Origin of the sequence: Wocania ichthyoenteri Th78, assembly GCF_000789235.1 — a bacterium.
GTDB lineage: Bacteria > Bacteroidota > Bacteroidia > Flavobacteriales > Flavobacteriaceae > Wocania_A > Wocania_A ichthyoenteri.
Map to the genome: position 1 here is coordinate 926,546 of NZ_KN525716.1, position 23,923 is coordinate 950,468.

Sequence of the window (23,923 nt, forward strand, 5' to 3'; positions counted from 1 at the left end):
AGCGGTTTTTTTATATTTATAACCTAACTAACTCATAATGAATAGACTTATAATAGTTTTCTTTTTATCATCTTTAATAGCTACTTCACAAAACCATACAGACTTATCCTATTATCTTCCGCAAGACATCAATTATAACCAAAATATACCAACACCAGAGAGTGTTATTGGGCATCAAGTTGGAGAATGGCATGTAACACACGATAAGTTAGTACAATATATGCATGCACTAGCTAAAGCATCAGATAGAATAACCATAGAAGATAGAGGCAAAACTTTTGAAAATAGGCCACTACTATTACTAACTATTACTTCGGTTAAAAATCATGAAAACATTGATGCTATTAAAAAAAAGCATATTGATGCAACAAATAATAACGCTGTAGATATTAAAGATATGCCCATTGTGGTTTATCAAGGGTTTTCAATTCATGGAAACGAACCTAGTGGCTCTAATGCTAGTTTATTAGTGGCGTATTATTTAGCTGCTGCAAAAGGCAATTACATAAATGAATTGTTAGATAATACGGTTATATTATTAGACCCTTCTCTAAATCCAGATGGATTACAGCGTTTTGCTTATTGGGCAAATACAAATAAAAATATAAACTTAAATCCAGACCCAAATGATAGAGAATATAGTGAGGTTTGGCCTGGTGCAAGAACAAATCATTATTGGTTTGACATGAATCGTGATTGGCTACCTGTACAATTACCAGAATCTAGAGCTAGAATTGAAACGTTTCATAAATGGCTGCCAAATATTTTAACCGATCATCATGAAATGGGTACTAATGCTACATTTTTCTTTCAACCTGGTATTCCATCAAGAACACACCCTTTAACACCTAAATTAAATCAAGAATTAACTAAAAACATTGGCAATTTTCATGCAGAAGCTTTAAACAAAATTGGTTCGTTATATTACACCGAAGAAAGCTACGACGATTTCTACTATGGTAAAGGCTCTACTTTTCCAGACATTAACGGAGGTATTGGTATTTTGTTTGAACAAGCAAGCTCAAGAGGACACATGCAAGAAAGCGATAATGGCATTTTAACCTTTCCATTTACCATCAGAAACCAACTTACTACTGCATTATCTACTTTAAATGCTGCTAAAAATATGCGTGAAGACATTTTAAAGTATCAGCACGATTTCTATAAAAATGCCAGACAAGAAGGGATAAAAGAAGCTACTAAAGCTATTGTTTTTGGAGATGAAAAGGACGCTGCAAAAACCTTTCATTTAGCAGAAATACTAAGTCGTCATAAAATAAAATTTCATGAGATAAAACAAGATTTTACGGCAAATGGAAAACGTTTTAAAAAAGGATATAGTTATATCATCCCAAAAAATCAGAAAAATACACGTTTAATAAATGCCATGTTCGAAACACGCACCACGTTTCAAGATAGTTTGTTTTACGATATTTCTGCGTGGTCTTTTCCATTAGCTTTTAATGTAGATTATGCCGAAAATGTTTCAACAAATAATTTAGGAGAACAAGTCACTAATTTACAGCAAAATATAGGTAATGTTTCAAAACAAAGTGATTATGCTTATTTAATAGAATGGCATGAATACTATACACCAAAACTCCTGAATCAGTTATTAAATAAAGACATTCGTACTAAAGTGGCATTGAAGCAATTTAGCATGAATAATAAAGATTATGACTACGGCACGCTTTTAATTCCAGTACAAAATCAAAAACTAAATGGCACAGGTTTATATGCCTTTTTAAATAAATTAGCTAAAGAAAGTCATATACAAATTGATGCTGTAAAAACAGGTTTAACAAAGGGTATCGATTTAGGTAGCAGAAATTTTAAGACGCTAAAGAAGCCAGAAATTGCATTATTAGTTGGAGATGGTATTACATCTTACGATGCCGGCGAAATTTGGCACTTATTTGATACGCGTTATAATATCACAGCAACAAAACTAGATACAAAAACCATTGGTCGTGCAAATTTAAATCGATACAACACTATTGTTATTCCAAATATGAGGTCATTAAGTGAACCTAATACTAAAAAACTAAAAGCATGGGCAAAAAATGGAGGGACAATTATAGCCTACAGAAATACTGCAAAATGGCTTAAAGAAAAAGAATTCATTAAGTTAGATTTTGAAAAAACGAATGTGCCTGCAAAAAACATAAGCTTCGAAGAAAAAAGCGATTTTAATGGCGCACAGGTTATTGGGGGTGCTATTTTTGAAGCAAAACTAGACCGATCTCATCCTATAAACTTTGGATATAAAAATGATAAAATTCCATTATTTAGAAACACAACTGTTTTTATAAAAGCCGATTCTTTAAGCTACAACAACCCCATTAGGTATACTAAAAACCCGCTTTTAAGTGGTTATATTTCTAAACCAAACTTGGAAGTTTTATCTGAAACTGTTCCTGTTCAAATAAAAAAATTGGGCAAAGGTAAAGTGATTGTGTTTACTGACAATACCAATTTTAGAGCGTTTTGGTATGGCACAAATAAGTTGTTAATGAATGCTATTTTCTTTAGAAAAGAATTATAATTTAACGGCTAAAAGCGAAATTATTAAAACTGAAATAACATAAATTACTGCTATTTTAAAACTGAATAAAAAAAGCAGAGAAATTCCCATAATTAAAATATAAAAAGGGACTAAAGTTATGGCTATAGCAAATCTGAAAGTAGACATAAACTCAACTTCACCTATTTTGGGTTGTACAATAAACTTCCAAAGTAAATAAGGCAGAAGAATATTTAAAATTAATAAGCCTTTAAAAAATAATCGAATCCTTTTTATTTTAGGTTTTCTATTTGTTTCACAATTTTCAAAATGATTAGCAATACAATCATTTACAGTTTTTGGATTCAAAAAATCGACTTGCAAATTGTTTAAAGTCTTTATAATTTCATCATAATTATCTGATGGAATATGCGTTGTTAATTTTGAGATTTCAGATTGAACTCTAGCTTTTAATTTTGCAACATCTTCATTTCTATTTTCTGAGATAAAATCTTTCGCATTCATTGGTTCACCAAAATACATTGATACACTATCTGGAAACTTTTCAGCATTTTCAAAATTTAAACCCACAGGAATTAATTGTAAATCTGTTTCAGGATATCTTTCTAAAGTATCAAAAACAATACGAGTAAAACCCTTACTTAATGGCCTTACAGTACGTTTTAAATTATGGCTTCCTTCAGGAAAAATAACAATCGCTTTATTTTTATTTAAAAGACTTGTGCAGGTTTCAAAAATGGCATTATTATTTGATATGTTGCTCCAACCATCGCGAACTCTATACACAGGAAGCATTTGTAAACTATTTAAAATTTTGCTTGCCAAAGCCTTTTTAAAAACTGCGGCTCGGGTTAAAAAATAAGAAAATCTACCGCATTTAGTCGCAATTAATAAAGCGTCTAATAAAGCATTTTGGTGATTACTGAGTAATAAAATAGGTTTGCTTTTAGACACGTTTTTAATACCATAAGTTTTTATTTTTCTGAAATAAAAAAACATGCCAATACTTAAATACAATCGTACGCTATATAACCAGATAAAATTCAATATGATAAACTTGTTTTTTTATTAGACCAGTACCATGCTAATAATAACCCCGAAATGATATGCCAAACACCCCAAAATGCTGCTAAAATTGCCATACCTCCAATGCCATCAAAAAAAGTAAAAATAAGTAATAATCCTAAGCCAGAATTTTGAATACCAGTTTCTATAGCTAATGTTTTTTGATTTTTAAACGATAATTTAAATGCCTTAGCAACTAAAAACCCAATAATAATTGCTAATATATTATGGCTTATTCCTATTAATAATACATGATGAATGTAATTATTAAACACTTCTAAATTTTTAGAAAATGCAATAATTACAATGGCGATAAAAACGACAATAGATAATGGTTTTAAAACTTTAGAAAGTTTGTTAGCTAACGTTATGTTTTTAAATCTTAACAGCATTCCTAAAATTAAAGGAATGCCAAGAATAAGAAGAACAAGCTTTACTAACTCAAAAGGTTCTAATTGTATGCTTTTTAAAATTTCGGCAGTCGGCTGATATAAATTTCCGTAAAGTTGAAAATTAAAAGGCGTCATAATCATTGCCAAAAACGTAGCAAAAGCAGTTAAGCTTACAGATAACGCTGTGTTTCCCTTTGCTAAACTCGTCATAAAATTTGAAACATTTCCTCCTGGGCAAGCAGCAACCATAATCATTCCTAAAGCAATAGTCGGTTGTGGTTTTATAAGAAGTATGAACAAGAATGTAATAAAAGGCAATAAAACGAACTGAGATAAAATACCAATTAAAACAAGTTTTGGCTGCTTGATTAAGTTTTTAAAATCGGTTATAGAAACCCCTAACGCAACACCAAACATAACTAATGCAAGAGCGACATTTAAAACCCAAAGGGCATTTGTATCAAAATTTATTTGAATATTGTCGAGTTGTTGCATAGGTTAAGAAACAGGCGTACCGTTTTTAACGCTGTTTTCTGGATTTAAAAGCATAACATCTTTACCATTTACAGCACCTAAAACCAAACATTCGCTCATAAATTTAGCGATTTGCTTTTTAGGAAAATTGACAATTGCAACAATTTGTCGGTTTAGTAAATCTTCTTTAGAATACAAGGTTGTTATTTGTGCCGAAGATTTTTTAATACCCAAATCTCCAAAATCTATAGTGAGTTGGTAAGCAGGATATCGCGCTTCAGGAAAATCGTTTACCTCTGTAATAGTACCAATTCGTAAATCTACTTTCGTAAAGTCTTCAAAAGTTATAGTCTCGTTCATTTTTTAAAAATACAAATTATACCGAACTTTGAATAAAAACTTTTAAAATGGCACGAACACCTTCAAATATGCTTCCGTTAGGAACAATAGCTCCAGATTTTAATTTATTGGACACGGTTTCAAATAACATATTATCACTTCAAAATTTAAAAGGAAAAAACGCCACGGTAATTATGTTTATCTGCAACCATTGTCCGTTTGTAATTCATGTAAATTCTGAGGTGGTTTCCATAGCAAACGCTTACGCAGAAAAAGGCATTTCATTTATTGCGATATCTAGTAATGATGTAGTTAATTATCCGCAAGATTCTCCAGAAAACATGACCATTCATGCCAAAACTGAAAATTATCCGTTTCCGTATTTATACGATGAAACTCAAGAAATAGCAAAAGCTTATGATGCGGCTTGTACTCCAGATATTTATGTGTTTGATACTCATTTGAAATTGAATTACAGAGGACAATTGGACGATTCGCGACCAGGAAACGGACTGCCTGTTACAGGAAAAGATTTAAAACATGCATTAGATAGCTTGTTAGAAAATAAAAAAAATACACAAACGCAAAAACCAAGTATTGGCTGTAATATTAAGTGGAAAACCCCATCCTAAATCCTTCCCAGAGGAAGGTCTAGCAGTTTTTTAAAATTTTAATTGCCAAATCCCAATATTCTGCCATTCACCAAATTTTAAACCAACTTCTTTTAAATTGGCAACTTGCTCAAAACCAAATCTTTCGTGAAGTTTTACGCTGGCTTCATTTGGTATAGTAAGTACTCCTAAAACTGTATGCAAATTGATTTCTTTTAATAACCTTAATAATTCGGCATATAGTTTAGTTCCAACTTGCTTTCCGTGTGAATCATGCTTTACATAAACTGTAGATTCAACTACATAATTATAGGCTGGTTTGGGCCTGAATCTACTTCCGTAAGCGTATCCTAAAATCTTATCATTTTCTTCATAAACAATAATCGGGTATTCATCATTTATATGAATCAATTTATCCTTAAAAGCTTGAATTGACAATGGTTCTATATCGAACGTCACAGTTGTGTTTAACACATAATAGTTATAAATATCTAAAAGTACTTGGGTATCTTTTATGTGAAATGGTCTAATCAAAAAAATAAAAATTACTTTTTAACAATAACTCCGTCTTTATACACTTTTGTTTTAATAAGTTTTCCTTGTACATCGTATTCATTAAGCGTACCACTGCCATTAATAAAACTTCCTTTATCTAATGGCTTTCCTTCGCCATCAAAACAATTAATAACTTCACGAAGGCTACCAAAATCGCTATATAACTCCGTTTTATAAATTTCGCCATTGGTATGGTAATATAACCACTCTCCTCTTTTAGTATCTTGAGGCCATCTTTTTTTACCAATACTATACAGCTTTCCATTTTCATGGTATTGCTTGTAATTAAAATCTCTAGAAACGTGAACTTGTTCAGATTTTAAGTTTCCATTTTTAAAATAAACGTTTTTATTTTCAATATATCCATAACTCATTTCTGCTTTAACCCATAACTCTCCTGTTCTATAGTAATGTAAATAATCTTTTTCTAAATTATCGTCTTTATAAACTGAATTTATTTTTAAATTACCATTTATATAATACTCTTTTAAAACACCATTCTTTATTCCTTTTGAATAATTGGATATTTTTGCTGTTTTTCCATTAGAAAAATAACTAATTAATTCTCCGTCAATTTCACCATTTAAATATATACATTTAACTAAAAGTTCTTTATTTGGATGATAAGAAACATACTCACCATGAGCTTCTCCATTTTCATTATAATTCACCTTACTTTTTAAGTTTCCGTTATTATGGTAAGATTTATATTCTCCAACTTTTTTACCACTATTAAAATTAACTGTAGACTTTAATTTACCATCTTCATAATACGTTTTTAATAAGCCATGATATACATCATCCTTATAATTAACTAAAGCGGATAATTGACCACTTTCGTAGTATTCCTTACCAATTCCAAATCTTTTTCCTTTATAATAATAATCTATAAACTCTAAGTTTCCTGATGGATAATAATATTTGACTTCGCCAGTTAAGAGGCCTTCTTTTTCAGTGCCTTCCATTTTAACCGTACCATCATCATAGTACTCTTTATAGGGCGTCTGTGCCTGTATAGTGCCGTAAGCGATAATAATTAGTAATAGTATTTTAAGTTTCATTTGTTTTAAATTTAATCTATATCCAACTCTTCTGCTTTAATAAATTCTCAATATGTGCATAATGATGGTTACTATGCCACGCATAAATGCCTATGTTTTTTTTCAAAGGAACTTCAGTATTCGTTTCTGGATGAATAAAGCATTTGTTAAAATCATCTTCATGTAATGATTTTAATAAATAAACGAGTTTAAAATGAATCGCTTTTAAATGATTCAAAGACATTTCAATTGGTGCAGATTTAGAATCTTCAAGTTCTGCCCAACGCTCTTCGTAATATGCTTTTATAATTGGTTTGTCTTCGGTTAAAGCCCACTTAAAACGTGTATAGCTATGATGATGGCTATCGGACACATGATGGATTACTTGTCTAACAGTCCATCCTCCTGGTCTGTATTGAGTGTCTAATTGCTTATCTGACAAATTTTTAATTAGATTTTCTAATCGATTAGGAAAGTGTTCTAAAATTGAAATCCAACTTTCTATATGTTCTTTTGAAATGTTATTTGGGCAATCGAATTCTCCTATTGGATATTTTAGATTTTGTAGTTCTAAATTTGTCATGTATAAATATAAAAAAAGCACTCCAATTGAAGTGCTTTTCCTTATTTATTTTATTAATCCTTCTCTTCTACTACGCTAAGTACAAACTAACTCAGGCTAAAGAATCTACTCAACTTATTAAATAACAATCATTTATAATACCAATTAAAAAACACTTCGTCTTTGCTCAGTATAAGCGATTCTCTAACTTTTTAGAAGACAAAAGTCGTTCTCCACTTATTTTACATCCATTAATTCTACATCGAAAATTAAAGTGGCATCTGGTGGAATTACTCCACCTGCACCTGCACTACCGTAACCTAAATCGCTAGGTATTACTAAGCGTGCTTTATCTCCAACGTTTAATAAACAAATACCTTCGTCCCAACCAGGAATAACTTGTCCAACCCCAACAGGAAACTCTAAAGGCTGATTACGTTTGTATGAAGAATCAAATACTGTTCCATCAGTTAACTGACCTTTATAATGCACAGATACTGTTTTACCTTTTTCTGCTTTTGCTCCTTTACCTTCTTGAATGATTTGGTAACGCAAACCGCTATCGGTTTTATTAAACCCTGTAGCAATTTTATCTAATTCAGCATCAGCTAAAACTTTAGCCTTTGCTATTTTTTCTTCTCTTGAGCCTTCAAATGTTCTAAAAGCTTCAACAGCATTGTAAGCTACGGCATCAGCACCAATTCTAACAATTTCTAAACTTTCAATAATATCGCCTTGTGCAATGGTATCAACAACTTCTTGGCCTTGTGTTACTTTACCAAAAACAGTATGATTATTATCTAACCAAGGTGTTTCTATATGTGTTATAAAAAACTGACTTCCGTTAGTTCCTGGACCAGCATTTGCCATAGATAATACACCAGGTGCATCGTGTTTTAAATCTGGGTGAAACTCATCATCAAATTTATAACCAGGGTTACCAGAACCTGAACCTTGTGGGCAACCACCTTGAATCATAAAATCTGGAATTACTCTATGAAATTTTAAACCATCATAATATGGTGTGCCTTGAGGTTTTACCGAATTTTCTAAATTTCCTTCAGCTAAAGCAACAAAGTTACCTACTGTTCCTGGAGTTTTTTTGTATTCTAAAGCAACAAGAATTTCTCCTTTAGTTGTGTTAAATTTTGCGTATAATCCGTCTTGCATTGTTCTAATTTTTAAGAAAGTGCAAAGATAGGGAATGCAGTTACAAGTAGAAAAGTTATAAGTTAAAAAGTTTACTCTTAATATTAAAGGTATTAATTTGCTACTTCACTAATAAATTTAATACGGTATAAACGTAATTCTTCATCATCATAATCGCCATCAAACTCATTAATAGCGGCATCAATATCGTCAGATTCTGATTCCATAAAATAATCATGAATTTCTTCTTGTTGATCTTCGTCTAAAATCTCATCAATCCAATAATTAATATTAAGCTTAGTACCTGAATATACTATGGCTTCCATTTCTTTTATAAAGTCTTCCATAGACATCTTTTTAGACGAAGCAATATCATCTAAAGGTAATTTTCTATCAACATTTTGAATAATATATAACTTATTTGCAGAGTTACTTCCTGTAGATTTTACAACCAAATCGTCTGGACGAGTAATGTCGTTTTCTTCTACATATTTTGAAATAAGTTCGATAAAATCTTTACCATATTTTTTTGCTTTCCCATCGCCTACCCCATGAACGTTACTAAGCTCAGGTATAGAAATAGGATATTTTAAAGCCATATCTTCTAACGATGGATCTTGAAAAATCACGAAAGGAGGAACACCTAATTTTTTAGCATTCTTTTTACGTAAATCTTTAAGCATGCCCATTAAAACATTATCGGCTACTGCGCCACTACCCTTAACGGTAGTAATAACTGAACCATCTTCTTGCTCACCTTCAAAAATATGGTCTTCTGTCATCATAAAAGACACTGGTTTTTTTATAAAATCTCTACCAGAGTCTGTCAACTTTATAACACCATAAGTTTCAATATCTTTTTTTAGATAACCAGCAACCAGCACTTGTCTTAACAACGCCATCCAATATTTGTTATCGTGGTCTTTTCCTTTGCCAAAAAAGTCTTGTTCGTTGGTTTTATGTGAATTTATTAAGGCGTTTTCTTTTCCTATAAGTACGTTTACTAAATCTTTAGATTTATATTTTTCGTTGGTTTTTTGAATGGTTTCTAAAAGTAGTTTTGCATCATCTTTAGCCTCTTTTTGTTTTTTCGGATGTCGAACATTATCATCCATATCTCCACCTTCTCCTGTTTTATTGTCAAACTCTTCACCAAAATAATGTAAAATAAATTTTCTGCGAGATATAGATGTTTCTGCAAAAGCAACAACTTCTTGTAATAAAGCTTGTCCTATTTCTTGTTCGGCAACTGGCTTACCAGACATAAATTTTTCTAGCTTTTCAATGTCCTTATACGCATAATACGCTAAACAATGCCCTTCTCCACCATCGCGACCAGCACGACCAGTTTCTTGATAATAACTTTCTATACTTTTAGGAATATCGTGATGAATTACAAAGCGTACATCGGGTTTATCTATCCCCATCCCGAAGGCTATAGTAGCCACAACAACATCGACATCTTCCATAAGAAATTTATCCTGATGGCTCGATCTGGTTTTGGCATCTAAACCTGCATGATATGGTACTGCTTTAATACCGTTTACTTGTAAAACTTGTGCTAATTCCTCAACACGTTTTCTACTCAAACAATATACAATACCAGATTTTCCGTCGTTTTGTTTAATAAATCGAATAATATCAGCATCAACATTTTTTGTTTTTGGCCTAACTTCATAATATAAATTAGGTCTGTTAAAGGATGCTTTAAAAGTTGTAGCACCAGTAATACCTAAGTTTTTTATAATGTCTTCTTGTACTTTTGGCGTTGCCGTAGCGGTTAAACCAATAATAGGAATATCGTCTCCTATACGTCCTATTATATTTCGTAAATTTCTATATTCTGGTCTAAAATCATGTCCCCATTCACTTATACAATGTGCCTCATCAACAGCCATAAAAGATACTTTTACTGTTCGAAGAAAATCAACATTTTCCTCTTTGGTTAATGATTCTGGAGCTACATAAAGTAACTTGGTAATACCATTAACAATATCTTCTTTCACACGCTTTACTTCAGTTTTATTTAATGAAGAATTTAACACGTGCGCCACGCCTTCTTCGTTTGAAAGACCTCTAATAGCATCTACCTGATTTTTCATTAATGCAATTAAAGGAGACACCACTATGGCTGTACCTTCTTGCATTAACGCAGGTAGTTGATAACAAAGAGATTTTCCACCTCCTGTTGGCATAATTACGAATGTATGTTTTTTCGATAGAATACTTTCTACTACACCCTCTTGCAACCCTTTGAATTTATTAAACCCAAAATATTTTTTTAGTGCAGAATGAATGTCACTTTTTGTTGTTAACATTGATTAAATAAAAAATTAATTTACACGATAAAAATACACCAATACAAAGTATACTATTCTGTAATTTAGCAGCATATTTAGAGAACCCTCATGTTTTTTTTCGTTAGTTTTGTAACGTAATTCGAATTTACAATAAAAATTCAATATTGGCTAATCATTTAAAGATAACAAAATCTTTAAAGCATCAACAAAAAATAATAATAAATTTTGAAAGACAAAAATTCTATTATTGATACAGCAAAATACACCATTGAAATGGAAAGTAAAGCCATTTCTAACCTATCTAATCTAATAACCGATGATTTTGCTCATACCGTAAATCTTATTTACAACTCTAAAGGACGTGTAATTATTACAGGAATTGGCAAAAGTGCTATTATTGCAAACAAAATTGTAGCCACCTTAAATTCTACCGGTACTCCTGCTATTTTTATGCATGCTGCCGATGCGATTCATGGTGATTTAGGATTAATCCTTAAAGACGATGTCGTTATTTGCATTTCAAAAAGTGGAAACACACCAGAAATTAAAGTTTTAGTGCCCTTAATTAAAAGTGCAAAAAATAAAATGATTGCTATCACGGGTAATAAAGATTCGTTTTTAGGACAACAAGCAGATTTTGTTTTAAATGCTTATGTCGAGCAGGAAGCTTGCCCAAATAATTTAGCACCAACAACAAGCACTACAGCTCAATTGGTAATTGGCGATGCTCTTGCAGTTTGCTTATTAGAGCTACGTGGTTTTTCGAGTAACGATTTTGCTAAATATCACCCAGGTGGTGCTTTAGGAAAAAAGTTATATTTAAGAGTTCATGATATTTCATCTGTAAACCAAAAACCAAAGGTTAATTTAGATACGAGTATTAAAAATATTATTATTGAAATTACTGAAAAAATGCTAGGCGTTACAGCTGTAGTTGAAAATGAAAAAATTGTTGGTATAATTACCGATGGTGATTTACGTAGAATGCTAACCAAAGTTGATAATTTTTCTACTTTAACCGCTAAAGATATTATGAGTGCTAACCCAAAACATATTAATGTAGATGCTATGGCGGTTGATGCTTTAGAAATTATGGAAACTAACGGTATTTCGCAACTACTTGTTGAAGACAATGGCAATTACGCAGGTGTTGTACATTTACACGATTTAATAAAAGAAGGTATTATATAATGGCAAAAAAAGAGATTAATGAGATGTCTTTTTTAGATCATCTTGAAGATTTACGCTGGCATCTAATTCGCATTTGTGTTGCGGTTATTATAGTTGCCACTTTGGTTTTTATTTTTAGCCGATTTGTTTTCGACGAAATTATTTTTGCGCCATTGGAAATGAGTTTTCCTACCTATAAGTTTTTATGTGATGCAGCAAATTTTATAGGCGTAGACACTACGTTTTGTGCTGATGAAATGCCAATGATAATACAAAACCGTACGATGGCTGGACAGTTTTCAGCAGATATTTGGACAGCTATTTTAGGCGGTTTCATTATTTCATTTCCATACGTTATTTACCAATTATGGAAATTTATTAGTCCAGGTTTGCATTCAAACGAGCGTAAACATTCACGTGGTTTTATCATCATTTCATCACTCTTATTTTTTATTGGCGTATTATTTGGCTACTATATTGTAACACCTTTATCGCTTAACTTTTTAGCAAATTATAGTATTTCTAAAGTCGTAGATAATCAAATCGATATAAGCTCGTATATTGCCTTAGTTAGGTCTTCAGCTTTAGCCTCAGGATTAATTTTTGAGTTACCCATCATCATCTATTTTTTAACTAAAATAGGTTTAGTTACACCAGAAATATTAAGAAAATACAGAAAGTATGCTCTTGTTGTTGTACTAATCCTTTCAGCAATTATAACACCTCCAGATATTGCGAGTCAAGTTATTGTTGCTATTCCTATTTTAATATTATACCAAGTAAGTATTTATATTTCTAAAGTTGTAATTAGAAATCAAAAAAGAAAAGAAAAACAACATGTCTGATATCGTTACAGAATTTAATGAGTATCGGGAAAGAATGAACGATAAAATTCTTGCCGATAATAATAAAGTTATTAAACGCATCTTTAATTTAGATACAAACGCTTATGCGGAAGGTGCCTTAGATGTTAAAACCAAAGAGCTTTTAGGGTTAGTAGCTTCGGCTGTTTTACGTTGTGATGATTGTATTAAGTATCACATGGAAACCAGTTATAAATTAGGCTTAAAAAAAGAAGAAGTTGTTGAAGCCTTAAGTATCGCGACTTTGGTTGGTGGTACTATTGTTATTCCACATTTACGACGTGCTTACGAATTTTGGGACGCTTTAGAAGCCAATAGTAAATAGATTCTAGACCACTACGTTGTTAGGCATTAGAATAAAGACTACACAAAAAGATAAAATTCAGACATTCTGTTATAATAATGAACACGATTTTACTATTTTTAGCGTTCAGTATATAAAATTATGATTTTAAGAGCCGAAAATTTAATGAAGTCCTATAGCGGACGAAAAGTGGTAAAAGATGTTTCTCTTGAGGTAAATCAAGGTGAAATTGTTGGGCTTTTAGGACCAAATGGTGCTGGGAAAACAACCTCTTTTTACATGATTGTTGGTTTAATAAAACCTAATGGCGGACATATTTTTTTAGATAATACTGAAATTACTAAATATCCGATGTATAAACGTGCACAAAACGGTATTGGATATTTAGCACAAGAAGCTTCGGTATTTAGAAAACTTAGTATTGAAGATAATATTTTAAGTGTATTGCAACTTACTAAACTAAGTAAAAAACAGCAACACGATAAAATGGAATCGCTAATTGAAGAATTTGGTTTAGGACATATTCGTAAAAGCCGTGGCGATTTATTATCTGGTGGCGAGCGCAGACGAACCGAAATTGCGCGTGCACTTGCAACCGACCCTAGTTTTATTTTATTAGATGAGCCTTTTGCTGGTGTAGATCCTGTGGCGGTTGAAGATATTCAACGCATTGTAGCACAACTCACCAAAAAAAATATCGGTATTTTAATTACCGATCACAACGTTCAAGAAACTTTAGCGATTACCGATAGAACCTATTTAATGTTTGAAGGCGGTATTTTAAAAGCTGGAAAACCTGAAGAATTAGCCGAAGACGAAATGGTACGTAAAGTTTATTTAGGACAGAATTTTGAGCTTCGTAAGAAAAAGATTAGGGACTAAAGCCTAAGCCTTATTTGATTATTTTTTAGGATGAAAAGGGTCATTTTTATTATCATCTAGTTCAGCACCTAAAGCAAATATAAAATTTGGCTTATTTCTTATAATTACTAGACCTCTTGTTACACCTTCATAAAGACTTAATACAAATTGTCTTTTATCAATAGCATTATGATCTATTCCATGTTTAGTTACACCACCAGAGACACTTATATCTCCTGGTAATTTTATCATACCTCCTTCAATTACTAACCAACCTAAGCCTTTTTCGTCTATTATAATATTAGACTCAGTTTCCAAATCCAATAACGGATTTTTTCCATAAATTTTTACATTGTTTTTTTTTCCTTCATTCTGGTAAACAACTTTAAAACCTCCATTAGGAAAATATTTCATATACGGATTAAAATCAGTCTCATCAAAAAATTCTTTGTTTTCTGAATTAACTAAAACCTTTTCTGCTTTCTCATTTATCTCAGTCATTTTATGCTTTTCATTTATTTTTTCCAGATTATTCAAATATCTATCTCTTTTAGTCGCCAAATATCCAAAAAGCACAACTCCAATTCCACATAATACTGCACATATTGTATAAAACTGATACCAACTATCTTCCATCTTTATTTTTTTATTGTTAGCCATTCTTTATAATTAAATAATTAACACCACCAATCATTAATTCATAATTCATCTTCTATTCTATTCTTTAATGACTTTTCTTTTAAAAACAAATTTAAAACCCTTAACCACTAAAAGAGCAGTAAAACCAACCAACAATCCTAAAATAAAATCTCTTAAAATTGATGGTAATATTTCTAAAAAATGATGAAGCCATTCAATATTATGAACAAAAATACCACCTGCAACTAAAATTAGTGCAATAGTTCCAATCACTGATAAACTTTTAATAACAACAGGCAATGCATTAATTAAAAAGTTCCCAATAAATTTTGAAACGCTTTTTTCTTTATCACTTAATTTTACAAGTCGATAGCCAAAATCATCCATTCTAACTATAAGTGCTACAATACCATAAACCCCTACAGTTGCAATAACAGCAACAATGGAAACAACTAATATTTGAAACAAAATAGGCTTATCTAATACAGTACCTAAAGCAATAATTACAATTTCTACCGATAGAATAAAATCGGTTAAAATGGCTGATTTTATTTTACTTTTTTCGGCTTTTAAAACCTCAACTTCAGAAACGATTTCTTCATCAACTTTAACTTTAATGTGTTTATGTGGCACAAAAAAGTGATATATTTTTTCTACACCTTCAAAAGCTAAATACACACCACCTAATATTAAAGCCAACGTAACTGCCCATGGCGCAAAAGCACTAAGCAAAAAGGCAATGGGTAAAATAATTAATTTATTAAGGAAAGAACCTTTAGTAATTGCCCATAAAACAGGCAACTCTCTTGATGACACAAATCCTGTAGCTTTTTCGGCATTAACTGCTAAATCATCTCCCAAAATACCTGCTGTTTTTTTTGTACTTATTTTACTCATTACAACAACGTCGTCCATTAATGCCGCTATGTCGTCAAATAATGCAAAAAATCCTGATGCCATGTATTATTGTTTTGAAATTAAATTGTCTAAAACAGACATAGAAATATAAAGTAGAATAATTAATGGAATTGCAGCAAACTGCAATACAATTAAAAGCACAACACACAGTAGCATAAAAATATAACGTGTGGAATTGTTTTTAAAACTCCAATCTTTAAACTTTAAAGCGAATAGTTTAATGTTTGCATTTAATATCCAACAACTAAAAACAGTTAACCCAATTAAAAACCATCGATTAAGAATAATAGAATTAATCAAATCGTTATTCTGAAATTCCATAATTAAAGGAAGCGACACAATTAACAAAGTATTTGCTGGTGTTGGCAGGCCTTTAAAGTAGCTTTGCTGTTCTGTATCGATATTAAATTTTGCTAATCGGTAAGCTGATGCTAGGGTTATTAATAAACCTAATAAAGGTAAAACAAAGAAAAACTCAAAGTGTTCGAATTCAAAACCTATTGTTCTATTATATCCAATAGCATCTACAGTTTCTTGCCACGACGGACCAACCATCTGTAATAGCTTATACATCACAATTCCAGGAACCAATCCGCTAGTCACCATATCAGCAAGCGAGTCTAATTGTATACCTAAATCGCTTTGAAAGTTTAATTTTCTGGCAGCAAAGCCATCAAAAAAATCAAAGAAAATACCAAAAAACACAAATAAAGCTGCTGAAACAAAATTATTATTAACAGCCAAAATTACAGCAATACATCCACAAAATAGATTTAAAAGAGTTAATGCATTCGGAATATATCGCTTCATATTTATTATTTTAATACTGTAAAAATAACAAAGTATTTCGGTCTAAAACAAAGAAGAAACAATATTGTATTTATTTTGAAGTTTATTAGATGATAAATTATATGCATCTTTGTAAAAAATTGCGATTGAAAGCTAATATAACCACATTATTTTGTTTGTTATCAATAGCAGTATTTAGTCAAACCGTTAGAAAATACTCCAACGAGTTTATGAATATTGGTGTTGATGCTGCGGCTTTGGGTATGAGTAGCGCTGTTACATCTCATTCTGCCGATGTAAATGCTGGGTATTGGAATCCTGCAGGATTACTTGCTTTAGAAGACAATCAACTGGCATTAATGCACTCTAGTTATTTTGCTAATATAGCCAATTATGACTATGCAGCATTCGCCATGCCTTTAGATAATAGAAGTGCCGTTGGTATATCCCTAATTCGATTTGCTGTTGATGATATTTTAAATACCACTCAATTAATTGATGCCCAAGGCAATATTAATTACGATAGAATTAGTTTGTTCTCGACTGCTGATTATGGACTAACTTTTTCTTATGCTAGAAAGTTACCCGTTCAAGGACTTAATTACGGTATAAATGCGAAAATTATAAGACGAATTATTGGAGATTTTGCATCGTCTTGGGGTTTTGGTTTTGATGCTGGTGTACAATTTGAAACTAAAAACAATTGGAAATTTGGTGTTATGGCACGCGATATTACAACGACTTTTAATGCTTGGGCTATAGATGAAGAAGAATTCGCCAAAATACAAAACGCAGTTGCTGGACAAAACCAAGAATTACCAGAAACTACTGAAATTACAATACCAAAATTGCAAATAGGTATCTCAAAACTGGTAGACTTTAACTTTGATTATACCCTTTTAACATCGGTTAATTTGAATGTTCGATTTGAAGAAAATAACGATGTTATTTCATCATCATTCGCAAGTATAAATCCAGCTTTGGGTTTTGAGTTTGGGTATATCGATATGGTTTATTTACGTGCTGGCGTTGGTAATTTTCAGAATGAGTTACAAATTGATAATACCGAGCAATTAAGCTTTCAACCTAGTTTTGGTGTGGGTTTTAAATACAATGGTGTTCAAATAGATTATGCATTTACAGATATTGGTGATCAAAGTGTAGCTTTGTATTCTAATGTATTTTCATTAAAACTCGATTTAAGTATCTTTAGGTAATATTTATTTTATGCACAAAAAACTACTTTTTCTCTTTTTAACTTTATGTTTTGTATTAAATGCACAGCAAAATGTATTATCTGAGTTATCAGAAATCAGCGTACTGACCATTGGCCCTGGCACATCTTTAAATGATGCTTTTGGGCATAGTGCTTTGAGAATAAAGGATAAAATGAATAGAATTGATACAGTCTATGGATATGGAGCATTCAATTTTAACACACCTAATTTCTACCTAAAATTTGCTCAAGGAAAATTAAATTATTCTATTAGTAAAGATGATTTTCAAAGTTTTTTTCAGACTTACACTTATTTTAACAGAACGGTTAAAGAGCAAGTTCTAAATCTTTCGCAAACCGAAAAACAAAAGCTTTATAATTTTTTAGTAAATAATTATAAACCAGAAAACAGGGCGTATTTATATGAATTCTTTTTTGATAATTGCGCTACTAAAATTAAAGATGTTACCAACATTGCTTTAAATAATAGCATCTCTTTTAGTGAACCAGAAAACTTTCAGCAAGAAACTTTCAGGACTTTAATTCATAATAACCTCAACAGAAATTCTTGGGGAAGTTTAGGTATTGATGTGGCTTTAGGCTCCGTTATAGATAGAAAAGCGACTCCGGAAGAGCATATGTTTTTACCAGAGAATATTTATAGATTCTTTGAAAATGCTACTGTAAAAAATAGTAATAAACCTTTAGTTAAAGAAAGCAAAACACTTTACACTCAAAAAAACAATACCAACTCTAAATCTTTTATAACAAGTCCATTATTTATTTTTGGAATTATTGGTTTACTCATACTTTTCATCACATACAAGGATAGTAAAAGGCAAAAACAAAGTAAATGGTTAGATGTCACTTTATTTAGCCTTACAGGACTTATAGGTCTATTTATCTTATTGCTTTGGTTTGCTACCGACCACACCGGAACACACCAAAATTACAATTTACTTTGGGCATTTGCGCTTAACTTATTTATGATTCCTCAACTTCTAAAAAAGAAAACTAGTAATTGGTTTATTAAATATTTAAAGCTATTAGTCATTCTACTTTGTCTATTAACGCTACATTGGATTATTGGCGTGCAAGTATTTGCTATTGGATTGACACCTTTTTTAATAGCATTATTTGTTAGATATATTTACTTGATAAAAACACTTTAATGACTGTTTAGCAATAACTGAAGATAAATTACTAAATCACTGTCCTCTAAAAAATATCATAGTACTCAGCGTTTTTACAAGAATATTTGCATCTAGAAAAAAACTTCGATGTTTAATATAATACAAATCGTATTGCAGTTTAAGTAAGCTATCATCAACCGATGAGCCGTATCTAGTTTTTACTTGTGCCCAACCTGTTAATCCTGGTTTTATAATATGTCGTGTTTCGTAAAACGGAAGTACTTGAGATAATTCTCTAACAAAATAAGGGCGTTCTGGTCTTGGGCCAATCAAACTCATATCACCCATTAAAATATTCCAAAACTGTGGGATTTCATCTAGTCTTGAGTTTCGTAAAAACTTACCAAATGTTGTTATTCTAGCATCGTTCTTTTTTGCCCAAACCGCACCTTCTTTTTCAGCATTTTTTACCATGGTTCTGAACTTAATAATTCTAAAAAGGTTTCCATTTTTACCAATTCGTTCTTGAGAATAAAAAAGAGAACCTCGATTTGCAATACTATTTCCTAAAAGGATTAATGGCAACAAAATAATACCAGCAAAAATTCCAATTACAGAAATAATTAAGTCAAAAAAACGATGAAAAAATAAATATAATTTATTTTGATTGCTTCGACTAAACGGAAAATATTTATAAAAATCTTTTCCAACAAATTGAACAGGAATTCGCTGCATCATATCTTCATAAACCTGTGTATATTCTTTTATTGGAAAACCTCCTTCTAATAAGGTAATAAGATCTTTGTATATTGTTGATGTTATAGTTTCAGAATTATAACTAGCTATAACAACTTCGGAAATGTTTTCATCCTTGATAACCTGATAAATTTGCTTAGGGCTATATTCAACAATATCTTTAAACTTAACTTTATCAATTTTATTCGTTTCACAATTAATAAATCCAACTATTTTATAATTGGGATCGGCAATATTAAAAGCCTCGACAATAGATTCGATGTTTGATGTCTCGCCAACAATTAATACCTTTTTATAAAACCTTGGAGACACTACAAAGGTAATGTACGCTAGTCTCCAAACAATAAGCGCAAATAGTATAGCGAAATAAAAGTATAAAATTTGTAATCGGTTATCGGGTAATATAGGTGTGAAAAATGGTGTTAAAAAGTAGAACAAAACAGTAATGGATACTGTGAGTACAATGTTAGCAGAAACAGTTTCTATTTTGCTAGATTTTTGTAAATCGTATAACTCGAAAATAGTACCAAAAACGGAGATATAAAGCATTAAAACAAAAATCCAAGTCCAGTTTTCCTGTGTAATGGTAAAATAATTAAAATTGAATGTGTTACTCACAAAATATAATACACCAAGCACCGAAACGATATCGAATATTCTAAGCAGAACTTTACGTTCGGAAATATTAAAATGAATACTGCTATTAGACATTCTTAAAGCGTAATATTGAGAGACTATAAATATAGTAAGTAAATTTGATTAAGCCTTAATTATTTCAAGAGTTTAATCCATTGATTTTTAACTATATTCCAATCAAATTGTTCTGCTGTTTTTCTAGCAGAAATAACCATAGTTTTTATTTTTTCTGGTTGATTTTTAATCTCAATAATAGCTTGTACAAACGCCTCAACATTATTGGGTGGTATTAAAATACCATCCACTTCATTAGTTATTAAAAACGGAAGACCTCCAACATTTGTAGAAATAATAGGTAAACCCAACGCCATAGCTTCAATAACGCTTACAGGCATATTATCAAAATTTGTTGTATTTATAAAAACATTGAAGTTTTTTGATATACCAACCCATTCTTCTTTTTCTAGTTTTCCTGTAAAGATTACTTTTAGGTTTAATTTTTCAGCATATTTTTTGGTCTCTTCTAAACTTCCGTCATTATCTGGTCCAACCATACAAAGTTCTACATCGATATGTTTATCTTTTAAAGCTTTCAAAACTTGTATTGCCAATAATGGATTATAAATTTTTGAAAATGAACGCACCCATAATAACTTTATTTTATCAATATTTCGAATTTTAAATGGGTAGTTTTTAATTTCGATAGAATTTGGAATACAAACTAAATTTGAATACCCTAATGCTTCAAAACTAGATTGCATATATAATGATGGTGCTACATTTTTATATGCATTATTAAATATTAATTTTGATAACTTAGGGCAAGACTCTAAACGATTGGGCAAGTTACCTCCATGCAAAATTGGAATATATCTCAATTTAAGAAATCTACAAAACTGACTTACAAAAAAAGCGTAATAAAAATTTAAAGTGCTATAAGTATCTATTAAAACAAAATCTACTTTTTTTCGATATTTAATACAAGCCCAAAGCATATCAATCAATCTAAAAACAATGTTTTTTTTACTTGATACAGAAAACATCTTATGACACTCACGTATTAATAAAGGCTCCAGAACGTGTATAGGTGATTGATTGATTCTAAAACTATTTAATTTATTTCCTATATATAGAAGCGTTTTCAAATACTTAAATTTTGTTTAATAATAACGTATACTATAATGTAATTTCTTTAGTTCTAGTATTAATTCTTTTCTTAGCACTACTTTTATAATTTATATTTAATAAACACAGACCATATATAAAAGCTGGAGCCGCAATACGCATTGAGGAGTGGTTAATTGTTAAAAACCAGAATAAGTAAAAGGAATAGAAATAAATATTCTTACGGTTTTTCATTCTAAATACTAATGGAGTAAATAATAAAACCATTAAAGCAAATACCCCCATAATACCATGCTCACCTAAAATCCTACTCATTTCATTATGTGAAGCAACATTTTCACCAGACTCCTCTGCTCTCAACTCTTTTAACTTACCCACACCTGTACCAAAAAAAGGGTTATTTAAAAAAATACTTATTTCACTGTTTAATAATTCTGATCTACCTGTAGTAATATCTTCTTTTTCTCTTCCAATAGCATCTTGATTAGCATAACGTTTATCAATTAATCCTAGAGTACTAATTGAACTAACAATCCAAACAAAAGCAAATAGACTTAAAATGATTACTATTGCCTTTACAATATTTAGTTTTCCTTTTACAGATGCATACCAATAATATACTCCAATAAAGGACAAAATACAAACTATTGCTACCAATATACCTCCTCTACTAAAAGTAATAATTGCACGATAAGACATTAGCCCAATAAGTAATATATTTAAAATTTTTGGTGAAAAACCTTTAGATTGAATAAGAAATCTTGAAACCAAAATAAATACGCCCAGTCCTAAAACTGTAGCTACCTGATTAGGACCAAACCCACCTGAAGCTTCAAAATTAGATTGTGTTCCTCTTAAAACATCCCTTACATTGGGAGAATATAAAAACAAATACAATGTCGTAGATAAAAGTGGAAGTAACATTGCCAACAAAACACGCTGTAAATTTTTAAGAGTAATAAACTTGTTATAGCAATATATAGCCGTAATACCTAAACAAACGGGACCACTAATATTAAAAGTAATGGCTGTTCGTACGTTTGTGCCTAAATTTAAAGTTGTAGATGCAATAATAATTCCTGGGATAAGAGCAAATAAATAAATAAAATAAATATAAACACCTCTATTTAAGCCTTTACCTAAAAGCATTCCTATTATTAAATATAATACAACAATATACTTGGAGGATTCATATAAGAAATTTCCTTGTGTCATCCTTAAAAAAACTTCAGCTCCTACAATATATGCACAGGATGTAAGAACTTCAACTGTTAAATCCTTTTTAGCAGCAGAAAAAATCTTAAATAAAAAAACCAGGAAAATTACCAAGAAATACACTTTAGATAGTGGGTTAAATAAATATATTCCAGCAGCAATTATTAAATGTGCAATGACCAATGTTATATATGCTTTTTCACTTTTTAGCATAAAACCTCTTTGTATATTTTAATAATAGATTTAACAATTAAGTCTTTTCCATATCGCTTGTAAACTTGATTATGTAAATTATTTCCAAGAGTTTCCCTTAAACTCTTTTCACATATTAATTCTGTAATAGCTTCTGATAAGGCTTTTTCATCTCCTGTTTCAACAAGTCTACCTAACCTATTATTTGCAATTACTTCTTTACACTGTCCAACATCTGTTGCTACAACAGGTAGCTTAGCTAAAGCGTACTCTAGCAAAGATAAAGGTAACCCCTCAGATTTAGATGACAAAACACCTATACTGGATTGCATTAATATATTATAAACATCTTTTCTACCCCCATAAACATGTATGCTATTAGCAAGTTCCAACTCATTTATTTTACACTTGATTTTTTTTGAATATGAGTCATTAAAATCTTTTCCAACTAAATGCAACGACCAATCAGGATATTGATATAAAACATTTTTAAAAGAATCAATCAGCATCTCATGCCCCTTTTGAGGTCTTAAATTTGCTAAACAAACAATTCTCTTACCTTTATTTCCCAATAGTAAAGTTGATTTTTTTTCTTCTAAATTTAAGTCAACAAAGTTTGAAATATAACTTACATTTTTAGTGTTTAAATTACGCTCTGCCCATGCTTTTAAACTAGAGTTGACAGATATTATGTGATTGAATTTATGGGATGCTAATTTTAATATTTTGACAGGGCGTTTATTTAAAAATTCGCTATTACCATAATGATCGTGCCATATTATTTTCAGCTTAGGATTAAAAATCTTAACCAAAACAGCTATAAAAAAAGAAGAGGAGTGTGCATGCATAATTTCAATATTATGTACCTTCAAATACAGTCGTAATTTATTAATAGCTTTAAAATCTATTTTGCTCTTTTTGCCCAAAAAAAGATACTCAACATTAGCATCAATATTTTCTTTTAAAATACCTTCTTTACGTGTAGTACAAATAAATGATTCAATATTTCTATCTATAAGTGCATTTGCAATATTAATTGCTACACGTTCTGCTCCTCCTGCATCTAAAGAATCTATTATTTGAATAACTTTCATT

Annotated in this window: 23 protein-coding genes; 8 read left to right on the forward strand and 15 right to left on the reverse strand. The window is 30.7% G+C overall.

Features of this window, described 5'->3' with window-relative positions; all coding sequences use genetic code 11:
- The first annotated feature begins 37 nt into the window (after nt 1-37).
- Complete coding sequence (locus tag RG22_RS03945) at nt 38-2,545, forward strand: M14 family metallopeptidase (protein WP_081997667.1); 2,508 nt, start codon at nt 38-40, stop codon at nt 2,543-2,545.
- Here RG22_RS03945 and RG22_RS03950 read toward each other — a convergent pair.
- From RG22_RS03950 to RG22_RS03960, 3 genes are read right to left on the reverse strand one after another with little or no spacing between them, the layout of a single operon-like run.
- Nucleotides 2,540-3,523, reverse strand: coding sequence for a lysophospholipid acyltransferase family protein (locus RG22_RS03950; RefSeq protein ID WP_034041042.1), 984 nt, complete (start codon nt 3,521-3,523; stop codon nt 2,540-2,542). The genes RG22_RS03945 and RG22_RS03950 overlap by 6 nt on opposite strands.
- A 44-nt stretch (nt 3,524-3,567) precedes the next feature.
- Complete coding sequence (locus tag RG22_RS03955) at nt 3,568-4,476, reverse strand: bile acid:sodium symporter family protein (protein ID WP_034041044.1); 909 nt, start codon at nt 4,474-4,476, stop codon at nt 3,568-3,570.
- A 3-nt stretch (nt 4,477-4,479) separates the two neighbouring features.
- Nucleotides 4,480-4,815 (reverse strand): tRNA-binding protein, encoded by a 336-nt coding sequence (locus RG22_RS03960; RefSeq protein ID WP_034041046.1) that lies wholly within the window; start codon nt 4,813-4,815, stop codon nt 4,480-4,482.
- 47 nt (nt 4,816-4,862) lie between these two features.
- On the opposite strand from RG22_RS03960, the gene RG22_RS03965 reads away from it, so the two are divergent.
- Nucleotides 4,863-5,426: a thioredoxin family protein gene (locus tag RG22_RS03965; protein ID WP_034041048.1), complete on the forward strand. Its 564-nt coding sequence runs from the start codon at nt 4,863-4,865 to the stop codon at nt 5,424-5,426.
- 30 nt (nt 5,427-5,456) lie between these two features.
- Here the strand turns inward: RG22_RS03965 and RG22_RS03970 are convergent, their stop codons facing one another.
- From RG22_RS03970 to RG22_RS03990, 5 genes are all read right to left on the reverse strand, one after another.
- On the reverse strand, nt 5,457-5,939 hold the full coding sequence (locus RG22_RS03970) for a GNAT family N-acetyltransferase (RefSeq protein ID WP_052143625.1): 483 nt from the start codon (nt 5,937-5,939) through the stop codon (nt 5,457-5,459).
- Nucleotides 5,940-5,950: 11 nt separating this feature from the next.
- The gene (locus RG22_RS17215; protein WP_052143626.1) at nt 5,951-7,021 is read right to left on the reverse strand and encodes a toxin-antitoxin system YwqK family antitoxin; all 1,071 of its coding nucleotides are present in this window, start codon (nt 7,019-7,021) and stop codon (nt 5,951-5,953) included.
- Between the two features lie 16 nt (nt 7,022-7,037).
- Nucleotides 7,038-7,583, reverse strand: coding sequence for a YfiT family bacillithiol transferase (locus RG22_RS03980; protein WP_034041050.1), 546 nt, complete (start codon nt 7,581-7,583; stop codon nt 7,038-7,040).
- A 216-nt stretch (nt 7,584-7,799) separates the two neighbouring features.
- Complete coding sequence (locus tag RG22_RS03985; RefSeq protein WP_034041052.1) at nt 7,800-8,732, reverse strand: peptidylprolyl isomerase; 933 nt, start codon at nt 8,730-8,732, stop codon at nt 7,800-7,802.
- Between the two features lie 92 nt (nt 8,733-8,824).
- Entirely contained in the window at nt 8,825-11,029 is a 2,205-nt protein-coding gene (locus RG22_RS03990; RefSeq protein ID WP_034041054.1) for a RecQ family ATP-dependent DNA helicase, read from the reverse strand.
- A gap of 255 nt (nt 11,030-11,284) precedes the next feature.
- Between RG22_RS03990 and RG22_RS03995 the strand changes: the two genes are divergently transcribed.
- The 4 genes from RG22_RS03995 to lptB all read left to right on the forward strand — a co-directional run bounded on the left by RG22_RS03995 (nt 11,285) and on the right by lptB (nt 14,230).
- Nucleotides 11,285-12,202 carry a KpsF/GutQ family sugar-phosphate isomerase gene (locus RG22_RS03995; protein WP_420804787.1) on the forward strand — a complete coding sequence of 306 codons (918 nt, stop codon included), beginning with the start codon at nt 11,285-11,287 and terminating at the stop codon, nt 12,200-12,202.
- A complete protein-coding gene (tatC, locus tag RG22_RS04000) occupies nt 12,202-13,026 on the forward strand; it encodes a twin-arginine translocase subunit TatC (RefSeq protein WP_034041056.1) in 825 nt (274 codons plus the stop codon). The genes RG22_RS03995 and tatC overlap by 1 nt, the downstream gene beginning before the upstream one ends.
- A complete protein-coding gene (locus RG22_RS04005; RefSeq protein WP_034041057.1) occupies nt 13,019-13,369 on the forward strand; it encodes a carboxymuconolactone decarboxylase family protein in 351 nt (116 codons plus the stop codon). The genes tatC and RG22_RS04005 overlap by 8 nt, the downstream gene beginning before the upstream one ends.
- Nucleotides 13,370-13,489: 120 nt before the next feature.
- The gene (lptB, locus tag RG22_RS04010) at nt 13,490-14,230 is read left to right on the forward strand and encodes an LPS export ABC transporter ATP-binding protein (protein WP_034041058.1); all 741 of its coding nucleotides are present in this window, start codon (nt 13,490-13,492) and stop codon (nt 14,228-14,230) included.
- An 18-nt stretch (nt 14,231-14,248) separates the two neighbouring features.
- On the opposite strand, the gene RG22_RS04015 is transcribed toward lptB, so the two are convergent.
- From RG22_RS04015 to RG22_RS04025, 3 genes are read right to left on the reverse strand one after another with little or no spacing between them, the layout of a single operon-like run.
- Nucleotides 14,249-14,869, reverse strand: coding sequence for a hypothetical protein (locus RG22_RS04015; RefSeq protein WP_034041060.1), 621 nt, complete (start codon nt 14,867-14,869; stop codon nt 14,249-14,251).
- A 57-nt stretch (nt 14,870-14,926) separates the two neighbouring features.
- Entirely contained in the window at nt 14,927-15,808 is an 882-nt protein-coding gene (locus RG22_RS04020) for a DUF808 domain-containing protein (RefSeq protein ID WP_034041062.1), read from the reverse strand.
- 3 nt (nt 15,809-15,811) lie between these two features.
- Nucleotides 15,812-16,576 (reverse strand): CDP-alcohol phosphatidyltransferase family protein, encoded by a 765-nt coding sequence (locus RG22_RS04025; RefSeq protein WP_034041064.1) that lies wholly within the window; start codon nt 16,574-16,576, stop codon nt 15,812-15,814.
- Between the two features lie 125 nt (nt 16,577-16,701).
- Between RG22_RS04025 and RG22_RS04030 the strand changes: the two genes are divergently transcribed.
- Both RG22_RS04030 and RG22_RS04035 read left to right on the forward strand, forming a co-directional pair.
- Nucleotides 16,702-17,772: a putative type IX sorting system protein PorV2 gene (locus RG22_RS04030; RefSeq protein WP_034045704.1), complete on the forward strand. Its 1,071-nt coding sequence runs from the start codon at nt 16,702-16,704 to the stop codon at nt 17,770-17,772.
- 10 nt (nt 17,773-17,782) lie between these two features.
- Nucleotides 17,783-18,943: a lipoprotein N-acyltransferase Lnb domain-containing protein gene (locus tag RG22_RS04035; RefSeq protein WP_034041065.1), complete on the forward strand. Its 1,161-nt coding sequence runs from the start codon at nt 17,783-17,785 to the stop codon at nt 18,941-18,943.
- Between the two features lie 36 nt (nt 18,944-18,979).
- Here the strand turns inward: RG22_RS04035 and RG22_RS04040 are convergent, their stop codons facing one another.
- From RG22_RS04040 to RG22_RS04055, 4 genes are read right to left on the reverse strand one after another with little or no spacing between them, the layout of a single operon-like run.
- Complete coding sequence (locus tag RG22_RS04040) at nt 18,980-20,371, reverse strand: exopolysaccharide biosynthesis polyprenyl glycosylphosphotransferase (RefSeq protein WP_034041067.1); 1,392 nt, start codon at nt 20,369-20,371, stop codon at nt 18,980-18,982.
- 59 nt (nt 20,372-20,430) lie between these two features.
- Nucleotides 20,431-21,441: a glycosyltransferase family 4 protein gene (locus tag RG22_RS04045; RefSeq protein WP_034041069.1), complete on the reverse strand. Its 1,011-nt coding sequence runs from the start codon at nt 21,439-21,441 to the stop codon at nt 20,431-20,433.
- 31 nt (nt 21,442-21,472) lie between these two features.
- Complete coding sequence (locus RG22_RS04050) at nt 21,473-22,849, reverse strand: O-antigen ligase family protein (RefSeq protein ID WP_034041071.1); 1,377 nt, start codon at nt 22,847-22,849, stop codon at nt 21,473-21,475.
- Nucleotides 22,843-23,922, reverse strand: a complete 1,080-nt coding sequence (locus tag RG22_RS04055) for a glycosyltransferase (protein ID WP_034041073.1) — start codon at nt 23,920-23,922, stop codon at nt 22,843-22,845. The genes RG22_RS04050 and RG22_RS04055 overlap by 7 nt, the downstream gene beginning before the upstream one ends.
- Nucleotide 23,923 lies beyond the last annotated feature (1 nt).